This window comes from Streptomyces albiflavescens, from assembly GCF_014645835.1.
Classification (GTDB): Bacteria; Actinomycetota; Actinomycetes; order Streptomycetales; family Streptomycetaceae; genus Streptomyces; species Streptomyces albiflavescens.
Map to the genome: position 1 here is coordinate 85032 of NZ_BMMM01000029.1, position 10803 is coordinate 95834.

Annotated in this window: 9 protein-coding genes; 8 read left to right on the top strand and 1 reads right to left on the bottom strand. The window is 70.8% G+C overall.

From position 1 onward, the window contains the following. Positions 1 to 238: 238 nt before the first annotated feature. The 8 genes from IEY95_RS45615 (at position 239) to IEY95_RS45650 (ending at position 10289) form a co-directional block, all read left to right on the top strand. Positions 239 to 1516: a lysine N(6)-hydroxylase/L-ornithine N(5)-oxygenase family protein gene (locus IEY95_RS45615; RefSeq protein WP_189192218.1), complete on the top strand. Its 1278-nt coding sequence runs from the start codon at positions 239 to 241 to the stop codon at positions 1514 to 1516. 14 nt (positions 1517 to 1530) lie between these two features. Continuing rightward, a complete protein-coding gene (locus IEY95_RS45620) occupies positions 1531 to 3723 on the top strand; it encodes an amino acid adenylation domain-containing protein (protein WP_189192219.1) in 2193 nt (730 codons plus the stop codon). Continuing rightward, positions 3720 to 3983: a phosphopantetheine-binding protein gene (locus IEY95_RS45625; protein WP_189192220.1), complete on the top strand. Its 264-nt coding sequence runs from the start codon at positions 3720 to 3722 to the stop codon at positions 3981 to 3983. Before IEY95_RS45620 ends, IEY95_RS45625 begins: the two co-directional genes overlap by 4 nt. Positions 3984 to 4066: 83 nt before the next feature. Next, the gene (locus IEY95_RS45630) at positions 4067 to 7102 is read left to right on the top strand and encodes a non-ribosomal peptide synthetase (RefSeq protein ID WP_189192221.1); all 3036 of its coding nucleotides are present in this window, start codon (positions 4067 to 4069) and stop codon (positions 7100 to 7102) included. Between the two features lie 14 nt (positions 7103 to 7116). Beyond that, entirely contained in the window at positions 7117 to 7818 is a 702-nt protein-coding gene (locus IEY95_RS45635) for a hypothetical protein (RefSeq protein WP_189192222.1), read from the top strand. Further along, positions 7815 to 8060 (top strand): phosphopantetheine-binding protein, encoded by a 246-nt coding sequence (locus IEY95_RS45640; protein WP_189192223.1) that lies wholly within the window; start codon positions 7815 to 7817, stop codon positions 8058 to 8060. The genes IEY95_RS45635 and IEY95_RS45640 overlap by 4 nt, the downstream gene beginning before the upstream one ends. Before the next feature lie 113 nt (positions 8061 to 8173). After that, positions 8174 to 9415 (top strand): cytochrome P450, encoded by a 1242-nt coding sequence (locus IEY95_RS45645; protein ID WP_189192224.1) that lies wholly within the window; start codon positions 8174 to 8176, stop codon positions 9413 to 9415. A 67-nt stretch (positions 9416 to 9482) separates the two neighbouring features. Next, positions 9483 to 10289, top strand: coding sequence for a dimethylarginine dimethylaminohydrolase family protein (locus IEY95_RS45650; RefSeq protein WP_189192225.1), 807 nt, complete (start codon positions 9483 to 9485; stop codon positions 10287 to 10289). 101 nt (positions 10290 to 10390) lie between these two features. Here the strand turns inward: IEY95_RS45650 and IEY95_RS45655 are convergent, their stop codons facing one another. After that, positions 10391 to 10651, bottom strand: a complete 261-nt coding sequence (locus tag IEY95_RS45655; RefSeq protein WP_373294681.1) for a zinc ribbon domain-containing protein — start codon at positions 10649 to 10651, stop codon at positions 10391 to 10393. Between the last annotated feature and the right edge of the window lie 152 nt (positions 10652 to 10803).

Sequence of the window (10803 nt, forward strand, 5' to 3'; positions counted from 1 at the left end):
CGCTCATGCCCCGTGGCTGCGCGTGCGACCCAAGCGGGCCCGGCGCGCCTGGTCACCTTGCCTCCGGTCAGCTGTCCGACCTCGTCTTTGGGGTGTTCACGCTCCCCCTTTGCGCACCTTCACCGAGCGGCGACGCTGTGGATACGATCCCGCGACGAACCAGGCTGCACCGGACGGGAGTTGATGGCACTCCGTCCTGTGTGGTGTTCGAAGCACCTGGGCTGAGAGGAGCACCACCGTGACAGCAGCCACGCTGCCGAACGTCGATACCGTGGAAGTCGCGGGGGTCGGGTTCGGGCCCGCCAACCTCGCCCTGGCGATCGCCCTCCAGGAGTCCGACACACCGGTCACCATGGCCTTCCATGAGCGGCAGGCGAGCTTCGGCTGGCACACCGGCATGCTGATCGAGGGCGCCACCATGCAGGTCTCCTTTCTCAAGGACCTCGCGACGATGCGCAACCCCGGCAGCCGCTACACGTTCCTTGCCTACCTGCACGCCCAGGGCAGGATGCCGGCGTTCATCAACAGCAAGATGCTCTACCCGTACCGGATCGAGTTCCACGACTATCTCGGCTGGTCCGCGGCGCAGTTCGCTCCACATGTCTCCTACGACTCGACGGTCGTGGGCATCCGCCCGGTCCAGGGCGCGGACGCTCACGTCGACCTCCTCGAGATCGTCACGCAGGCCATGGACGGCAGCCGGCACGTCCAGCGGGCACGCAACATCGTGCTCGGCACGGGGATGACACCCAACCTGCCGCCGGGCGTCACCCCTTCGGCGCGGATCCGGCACAGCTCGCAGCTGCTCACGAGTGACGTCGACACACCACGCCACGGGCGGTTCCTGGTCGTGGGAGCCGGGCAGAGCGCGGCCGAGTGCGCCGACTACCTCCACCGCACCTACGGCGACGCTGCGGTGCACACCGTCCACTCGCGCTACGGCTACAGCGTCGCCGACGACAGCCCCTTCGCCAACGGCATTTTCGACCCGGCCGCCGTCGACGACTTCTACCGCGCGCCGGACCAGACCAAGGAAGCGCTGCTCACGTACCACCGCAACACCAACTACGCCGTGGTCGACCTGGACTTGAGCCAGGAGCTGTACCGGCGGGTCTACCTCGAGGAGGTGCAGGGCCACCCACGGCTGCACGTCCATCGCACCTCGCGGGTGCGCTCCTGCACGGAGAGGGCCGACGGCGTGCAGGTGGAGGTGGAGTCGCTGATCACCGGTGAGGTGACACGGCTCGTCGTGGACGGCGTCGTCTACGCCACCGGCTACCGCCCCGACGATCCGCTGCCGCTGCTCGGCGACCTGGCCGACGAGTGCAAGAAGGACGAGCGGGGCGGCCTGTACGTGGACCGCGACTACCGTGTCCACACCTCGGACGCGCTGCGCTGCGGCATCTATCTGCACGGCGCCGGCGCCGAGAACAGCCACGGCCTGAGCGCGGGGCTCCTTTCCAACACCGCCGTCCGCGCGGGTGAGATCGCGCATTCGATACTCCGTCACATCTGATCCGGAGAGACACAGTGTTCGTTCCCCCGATCTACCGGGTCACCGATCCCGGTCAGCTGCACGACATCATCCGGCACCACCCGATGGCCATGCTGGTGAGCAACGGGCCCACCACGCCGTACACGACTCTCCTGCCGATCATCCACCCCCCGGGCGCCGAGGATTGCGAGGAGCCCGAGGCGTTCGACGGCTTCTCTCTCCTTGGCCACCTCAACCGGGCCAACCCGCACTGGCGGGCGCTGGCCGGCGGAGGCCCCGCGCGCCTCGTCCTGACCGGCCCGAGCAGCTATGTCACCCCGGCCCTGTACGACACCCCGGTGGCCGCGCCCACCTGGAACTTCGTCACGGCCGAGCTGACCGGTGATCTGGTGCCGCTGCCCGAGGGCGAGGAGACCCTGGAGGTCGTGCGGCGCACGGCCGAGCTGTTCGAGCAGCGGTTCGGCAAGGGCTGGGAGGCCGGTGGGTCGGTCGACTACTTCCGCAGCATCGTGAGCGGGGTCGGCGCCTTTCGGTTCGAGGTGACGTCCGGGCAGGCGATGTTCAAGCTCAGCCAGGAGAAGAGTCCCGCGGTCCGCGACCGGGTCGCCACGAGCATGCTCGACGACGGTGACGGAACCCGTCGCGCGCTGGGAGTCCACATGTGCCGCATGGCGCGGGCGGAGACGACGCGGCGCCCCACGCTGTGGGGTGGCAGCGCGGAGCCGGAATGCCTGCTGGACGGGCTGGCCCGCACCGTGGCGGAGCGGCCCGACGAGCTCGCCCTGGTCGACGGGGAGACCCGGCTGACCTACGCGCAGCTGTGGGCGTGGGTCGCCGAACTCGCCACGGCGCTCACCCGCCACGGCATCGAACCCGGCAGCCGGGTCGCGGTGACCGGCGGACGCGGCGCGCGCACCGTCGCGGCCCTGCTCGCCACCATCGCCGTCGGCGCCACCTACGTACCGCTGGACGCGTCGTATCCGGTGAACCGGCTCACGTTCATGCTGCAGGACAGCGGCGCGAGCGTCCTGCTGCACGACGGGCCCCGGCCGACGATCGCCGACCAGGTGGCGACCCTCGCCATCGAGGACCCCTCCGGCGCCGAAGCCGGCGACTTCCGGCCGGTCGCCTGCCGGCCGGACCTGCCGGTGTACGTCATCTACACCTCTGGGTCGACCGGCCTGCCCAAGGGCGTGACGATCCAGCACAGTTGCCTGGACAACATGGTGACCTGGCAGCGCACCGACTCCGTCCGGCCCGACCTGCGGACCGCGCAGTTCGCGCCCCTGAACTTCGACGTGAGCTTCCAGGAGATCCTGGGCACCCTGTGCGGCGGCGGCACCCTGGTCATCGCCCCCGAGGCGCTGCGGCGCGACCCGTTCACCTTCCTGACCTGGCTCGCCGACCACCGTATCGAGCGCCTGTTCCTGCCCTACGTCGCCCTTCACATGCTGGCCGTGGCGGCGTCGGCGCAGGACGGCGACCTGGGCCTGTCCCTGCTGGAGGTGAACACGGCGGGCGAGCAGCTGCTGTGCACGCCGCCGATCCGGGCATTGTTCGAGGCCCTGCCCCAGGCCCGGCTCGGCAACCACTACGGACAGAGCGAGTCCGCGATGGTCAGCTCGTACGTACTGCCCGCCGACCCCGCCGCCTGGCCGTTGCTGCCGCCCATAGGCCGGCCGCTGCCGGGCTGTGAGCTGCTGGTGGACCCCACCGACCCGCAGGACCCGACGACCGGCGAACTGCTCGTCGCCGGCGCTCCGGTCTCCCTGGGCTACCTCGGCCGGCCGGAGCTGAACGCCGAGCGCTTCGTCACCGTCGAACGCACCCCGCACGGACACACCAAGGCCTTCCGCACCGGCGACCTGGTGCGGGTCGAGGACGGCCTCGTGTACTTTCTCAGCCGCCTCGACCACGACGTCAAGATCCGCGGCATCCGGGTCAACCTGCTGGAGATCGAGGCTTGTCTGATGCAGCAGCCGGGCGTCGCCTCCGCGGTCTGTGTGGCCCTGGAGCCGGTCCCCGGCTCGCGTCAGCTCCGCGCCGCCGTCACCCTGCATCCGAACGTGACGGAGCCCGACGACCTTCGCGCGGCGCTGGCCGAGCTGCTGCCCGCAGCGTCGGTGCCCGCTTCGGTGACCGTGCTGCCCGGGCTGCCGCGGACCCCGAGCGGCAAGATCGACCGCGACTCGGTCGCGGAGTCCCTGACGACCGGCGGCAACCGATGACGACCGAACCGACCACGGGCGAGGCCACCGAGACGTACCGGCGGCGCATCGCCGAAATCTGGTCGGCCGCGCTGGGCACCCCGGTCACCGATGCCGACCACCACTTCTTCGCGGGCGGCGGCGACTCCTTCCAAGCCGCGCTCGCGACCGCGACGACACGCCGCGAGTGGGGGCTGGAGATCACCGTTCAACTCCTCATCGACCACCCGGTGTTGGCGGACTTTTCGGAGCGGGTGGCGCGGTTCGTGGACGAGCGATGACAGGTCGCGTCGATCCCGCCGGATCCGGAGGAATCCGCACACCGCCTTGCGGGGGCGGGCACGGTAGGGACGGGCCGCGCACGATGTACGACTGGTTCGCGGCCGCCGCGGCCTCGGGCACGGACCGGATCGCACTCGAGGTCGACGGCGAGGAGCTGACGTACGCCGAACTCGCCGAACTCGCCGGGCGGATTGCGGGCCTTTTGATCCGGCGCTGCGGCACCGTGCCGTCCCGGGTCGGCCTGCTCGCGGGGCGCGATCTGCCGGCCTATGCGGGATATCTCGCCGTCCAGCGGCTCGGCGCGACGGTCGTGCCGCTCAACCCGGCGTCTCCCGCGGCGCGCAACACGACGATCGCCCGGCTGGCCGGGGTGGATGTCGTGCTCGCGGACCGGGACGCCGTTTCTGAGCTGGATCTCCCGGTGCCGGTCGTGCGCCTGTCCGGCAGGGACGTACGCGCGCTGCCGGCGGCCGACCTGCCGGATGCGCAGGCCGGTGTGCGGGACATCGCCTACATCCTGTTCACCTCGGGTTCGACGGGCGCGCCCAAGGGGGTGTGCATCGAGCACCGCAACGTGAGCGCCTACCTCGAGCATGTGATCCCTCGGTATGCGGCGGGTCCCGGCGCACGGTTCTCGCAATTCTTCGACCTGACCTTCGACCCGTCCGTGTACGACATGTTCACGGCCTGGGGTTCTGGATCCACCCTGGTCGTACCGGCCCGCAAGGACCTGCTGTCCCCCACGCATTTCATCCACGCGAACGACGTGACGCACTGGAACTCGGTGCCGTCGGCGATCTCCTTCGCGCTGCGCCTGCGCGAGCTGAGTCCGTCGAGCATGCCTGCCCTGCGCTGGAGTCTGTTCTGCGGCGAACCCCTGACGCTGCAGCAGGCCGAGGCGTGGCAGGCCGCAGCGCCGCAGAGCGTGCTGGAGAACATCTACGGTCCCACCGAGATGACGGTGACGTGTGCCGAGCACCGCCTGTCGCGAGATCGCCGGGACTGGGCGCGTCCGTCGAACGGCACGGTGCCGATCGGGACCGTTTACCCCGGGCTCGAGCAGCTCGTCGTGGATGAGCAGGGCCGCCCCGCCGCCGAGGGCGAGCTGTGCCTGCGGGGCCCGCAGCGCTTTGCGGGATACCTCGAGGCCGCAGACAACAAGGGTCGGTTCGTGGCCTTCGACGGTGAGCGGGTGAGCGAGTACGACGGCTCGGTCCCGCTCACCGACGAGCACTGGTACCGCACCGGAGACCGGGTCGGCCGCCACGGAGGTGAAGGCGGTGGACTCGTCCATCTGGGCCGGCTCGACCACCAGGTCAAGGTCAGCGGTTACCGGGTCGAACTCGGTGAGATCGAGGCGGCCTTGCGGGAGCACCCGGCGGTCACCGATGCGGTGGCGCTGGCCCTGGACGCCGGGGACGGCGAGGTGGAACTCGTCGCGGCCTACACCGGCAGCCAGGAGGCCCAGGAGGAGCTGCTCGCCACGCTGCATGCCCGGCTGCCCGGCTACATGGTGCCGCGCGCACTGACCGCCTTCGCGGCGTTTCCGCTGACCCAGAACGGAAAGATCGACCGCAAGGCCCTCGGCTCGGCGTCCTCGGCCACGCTGCGCACCCCTACGTCGGACTCGCTGCTCGCCGAGGTCCGCGGTCTTTTGGGCAACGCCGCCCTGACGCCGGACGACGACCTCCTCGATGCGGGCATGACCTCACTGGGCGCCATCCGGCTCGCCACCGTGCTCAGTGCCCGCAGCCGTCGAAAAGTCACCGTCTCGGACATCTACCGCAAGCGGCGGCTGAGCGACTTCACCGATGCGGGGACCGCGGTCCCCGCATCGGTCGCGCCGGCGGCGGGCGACGACCACGACCGCCCCCTGGCCCACTCGCAGAAGCGATTCCTGTTCGCAGAGGCGTATGCGCCGGGCAGCGCGGACAACCTCGTCGTCGAGGCGTACGAGCTGACCGGCCCGCTCCGCCCCGACGTGCTTCGCGCAGCCCTCGACGACGTGGTGGCCCGCCACGAGGCCCTGCACACCGTCTACGTCTGGGAGGCAGGCCGTCCGGTGCAGCGCGCGCTCACCGGCCCGGCCGTGCCGTGGACGGAGGTGTCGGCGCCCGCCGGACCGGCGTCGGTTCAAGAGCTCGCCGAGCGGATCACCGCAGACCTGTGGGACACCCCGTTCCACCTTGATCGGGAGCTGCCGATCCGCGCCCGGCTGTGCCGGCTCACGCCGGACCGCGCGCTGCTGTGCCTGCAGTTCCACCACATCGCCTTCGACGGCGCATCGGAGCGGATCCTGCTCGACGATCTCCAGCACGCCTACGTGGCGCGCTCCGACGGTGGCGTCCCCCACTTCCCGCCCGTCCCGGGAAATCGCCTACTCGGTCTGTGGGAATCACGCGACGTCGCGTTGCGGGCCGCCGAGGACCTCCCTCACTGGCGCAGCGCACTCGCCGGCTGTCCACCGTCGTGCCTGCCGCCGGCCCGGGACGCCGACTCCGAGACGCCCGCCCACGAAGCGGTCCGCCGCCTCGACGCCGCCCTGGTGCGCCGGCTGAGGGCCGCGGCCGCCCGGCGCAGCGGCCCACCGCTTGCTGTGCTCGCGGCCGGCGCCGCCAGGGCCGTCGCCCGGCGGTTCGACGTGGACGACGTGTGCGTGGGCACCCTGACCACGGGCCGGTTCGACCCCGCCGTGGACCGCATGGTCGGGTACCTCGTCAACCCGTTCGCCGTGCCCCTGCGCGGGCTGCGTGGGGAGCCGGAAACAGTGCTCACCGAGGCGGCCCGGCAGATCGTCGACGGACTGGAGCACGCCCGGATGCCCTTCGACGAACTGGTCCGCGAGCTGCGCGCCGGCCCTGGCGCGCACGCGTGGTTCGAGGCCTGGGTGGTGCTGCAGCATCCGCCGCCCGCTGTCTCGCTCGGTGCGGTGGGACTGCGTCCTGTGCGGGTCCGGGCACCGCGGACCTCGCGGAGCTGGATGGTCGAGGCCTTCCCCGGCGCCGACGGCAGCTGGGACCTCGTCACCACGTGGCGCGCGGACGTCCTGTCCCCCGCCGCCGGGACGGTGCTGGCCGACGAGGTGGCAGCAGCGGTGGCGGAATTGGCCGGTGTGTGAGGGAGACACGAAACATGTTGATGATCTTGGACTATCCGGGGCGCCGCCCGGAGGCCCCTGTCACCGCGCTGGGCTTCGATGGCATGGTCACGCTGCTGACCGACCCGCTGCCGGTCGAGGGCACCGGTCCCGCCTACGCGGCCCGGCTCGACGACAGTCCCGATCCGATTCTGGCGTACTGTGCCGCGTCGGCGATCGCGGTCCACCTCGCCCGCCGGTCCGCAAGCCCGCGCCCGTTGGTCCTCTTCGATCCGATGCCGACCACCAACGACGACGTCGCCCGCGCCTACGCGGGCGCGGTCGCCCAGGTGCCGGGGAGCTGCGGACCGCCGGTACCCATCGAGGAGTTGCCCGCCGAACCGGAGCCGTTCTTGAAGGCCGTCCACGAGGACCTGACGCGGCGCGCGGAGGCGGCGCTGCGGGCGCAGGGACTGGGCGACGGCGTGATCGACGAACCGGTCGCGCACTTCGCCCGGCAGCACGTGTCCTATCTCGCCTACCTGCTGGCGGCGCGGGGCGCGCTGCCCAAGGAGCCCGTCGGACCGATGCTCCAGGTGCTCTCCCGCGACCACCCCGACCACCGAGGCTGGCTCCCCGAGGGGGAGTTGACCACCGTACGCGTCGACAGCGACCGGGCCGGGCTCACGGCCCACGAGTCGGCCAGGGCCGGCGTCCTGTCGTTCCTGACCGCGACAACAAGGAGACAACACGCATGACAGACGACGAACTGCGCACCGCCGTCGGGACGATCTGGCGGGAGGTTCTCGGGGCCGACGTGGACGACGACACCGACTTCTTCGATGCGGGCGGTCACTCGTTCGCCGCGCTGCGCATCATCGCGGTGCTCAACAACCGGCACGGGTCCACAACCCCGGTGAAAGTGCTGTTCGACAACCCCCGGTTCGCCGACTTCGTCGCGGCCTTGGACAAGAAGCCCGAGCTCAGCCCGCAGGGCTGAGGAGGTCGCGCGGCCTCGTGCACCACGGACGCGGCATCACCGCGCCCGAGCCACTTCGAACATGTTGCGTGGCGTCGCATCACCCATCAACGTCCCCTTTTCGATGAGGGCACTTGGGCCGACGCGGCGGCCATGACGTCTTCCAGACCATCGAGAAACAGGGGGCGTTGTTGTCTGCGTCGTTGTCGGTCGACCTCTTGGATTCGGCTCTGTACACGAACGGGAATCCGTACCAGGTGTGGCGGGCCATGCGGGAGGCAGGCCCCGTGCACCACCATGTGGCGAAGACCGGCTCACAGTTCTGGGCCGTGGTCGGGCACGAGGCCGGCCAACGGGTGCTGACGGACTGGAAGGTCTTCACCTCCAGCCGTGGCGCAATGCTGCGCGAGGAGGACAACTCTGCTCCCTACCCCGGTGCCGGGAAGATGCCGATCCTCACCGATCCGCCGCGCCACACCGAACTGCGCAGGGCTGTCGCCCGGTTGTTCACGCCGCGGGCTGTACGCAACCTGGGCGCGCTGGCCAGTGAGGTGGCGGGGTCGCTCCTGGCGGATCTGCGTGCGCGGGGCGGCGGCGATTTCGCCACCGATGTGGCCGCGAAGTTCCCCCTTGCGGTGCAGGCCGAGATTCTGGGCATCGCGCCCGAGGACCTGCCCCTGGTGCTGGACGCCACGGGCCGCTCCGTGGACGAGGCGGAACACGCGGCTTCTGGCCACCACGACGTGATGGCGTACTTCCTGAAGGCGATCGGCACCCGCCGGTCAGAGGCCGGCCGGGATCTGATCGACGCGCTGCTCACGGCCCGCGCGGGCGGCCTGTCGCTGTCGGACGAGGAGATCGTCCTGACGTGTGACAACATCGTGGTGGCCGCGAGCCAGACGGCCCAGCACGCCGCGAGCGGCAGCCTGTTGGCCCTGCTGGAGCATCCTGAGGCGTGGAAGGCGCTGCGCGAGGGGCGGGTCGGTGTCGGCTCCGCCGTCGAAGAACTGCTGCGCTGGACCGCGCCGGCCACGCACGCGATGCGCACCGCGGTCTGCGACACCGAACTCGCGGGCACCACGATCCGGGCCGGCGAGGCGGTGGCGGTGTGGCTCCCCTCCGCCAACCGCGACGGCACCGTCTTCGCCGACCCGGACGAGCTGGTCCTTGACCGCAGTCCGAACCCGCACCTGACCCTCGGCGCCGGCCCTCACTTGTGTCTCGGCGCCGCCCTGGTCCGCGTGCTGCTGCGGGCGCTGCTGGAGGACCTGATCGGGGCCGATACGTCTTTGGCGCTCGCGAACCCGCCCACCTGGCAGTCCACTTGGGTGATCAACCGCATGCGCTCCCTGCCGGTGACGGTCGTCCCCGCCTGACCGGCCACGCCCTTGGCCGTCGAGCCGCGGCGCACACGAACTCCGTCACATTCCCAGGGAAGGCCCCGTGAACAGCGAACTCCTTGTCTCCGATGCGAGCCACTTCCGGGTCGACTACGAGATCAACCCGTACATGGACACCGCGGTCCAGCCCGACGCAGAGGCGACGCTCGCCGAGCACCGGGCGATCGTGGCCGCGCACCTCGCGGCCGGCCGCACGGTCGAGTACCTGCCGTCCGTACCGCAGTGCCCGGACATGGTGTTCACGGCCAACGCCGCCGTGGTCCGCGGCGGCCGCGCCGTCCTGGGCTGCCCGCCGCCCCAGCGGAAGGCCGAGATCCCCTACTTCCAGGAGTGGCTGGCAAACCGGGGGTTCGAGGTCGTCGAGGCTCCCTATGCGTTCAGTGGCCAGGGCGACGCGCTGGCCTGCGGCGACCTGCTGCTGACGGGGCACGGCCAGCGCACCGACGAGCGGATGCTCCCGGTGCTGGCCCGCGAACTGGACTACGAAGTGGTGCCGCTGCGCACGCTGAACTCCCGCTGGTACGACCTCGACCTGGCCGTCGGTGTCATCGACGCGGACACGGTGGCGTACTGCCCGCAAGCCCTCGACGCGACCAGCCTGCGGACCCTGCGCGGGCTCGGGGTCGAGCTGATCGAGGTGTCCCTCGAGGAGGCGACGCGGTTCGCGCTGAACCTCATCAGCGACGGAACCACCGTGACCATGGCCCAGGCAGCGCCTCGCCTCGCCGCTGCACTGCGCGACCGCGGCCTGAAGGTGGTCGGACTCGGCACGAGCGAACTGGCGAAGGGCGGCGGCGGCATCCGCTGCACCGCCTTGACGCTGGACAGAGCGCCGGCGAAGCAGCGGTGAGCACACCGTCCGAGCGTCAACTTGCCCCGGCCCTAAAGGGCCGGGCTTGGAGGTAGTGCCCAACTGGCTGCCGGGGTCGACTCCTCCGTCCAGACACCCCGCTATGGGGTGGCAGGGACGCGTGACTCACGCCCCGCATTCCACACGCTCTCGCCACGGGTGGCGATGTTGTGGGAAGCATTCCGGTCAGCGTGGGCAACGACCCCGCATCCCCGGCAGATGAAAAGCCCCTGGTCGACACGGTTGCGTTTGTCGACGTGGCCGCACTCGGCGCATGTCTGCGACGTGTAGGCGGGATCAACGAAGACCAGGGGCACCCCGGCCCGCTTGGCCTTGTAGACGAGGAGTACATCGAGAACCAGAAACGACCCGCCTGAGCCGACTCAGGTCAACAGTGCAGACCCGTGCGCCCGTGCGGGTCAGAGCCGTGCTAAGAAGCGCGTCCTCCCGGGCGTAAACGCCCGGGGTTCCGCGCTAGATCATGCTGAACGCGGCCGTCGCCCCCGCTGACATC

Bases quoted from the DNA above. Each gene is read 5' to 3' on its own strand.
- IEY95_RS45625 (WP_189192220.1), top strand. From the start codon at position 3,720: ATGACGACCGAACCGACCACGGGCGAGGCCACCGAGACGTACCGGCGG.
- IEY95_RS45630 (WP_189192221.1), top strand. From the start codon at position 4,067: ATGTACGACTGGTTCGCGGCCGCCGCGGCCTCGGGCACGGACCGGATC.
- IEY95_RS45635 (WP_189192222.1), top strand. From the start codon at position 7,117: ATGTTGATGATCTTGGACTATCCGGGGCGCCGCCCGGAGGCCCCTGTC.
- IEY95_RS45640 (WP_189192223.1), top strand. From the start codon at position 7,815: ATGACAGACGACGAACTGCGCACCGCCGTCGGGACGATCTGGCGGGAG.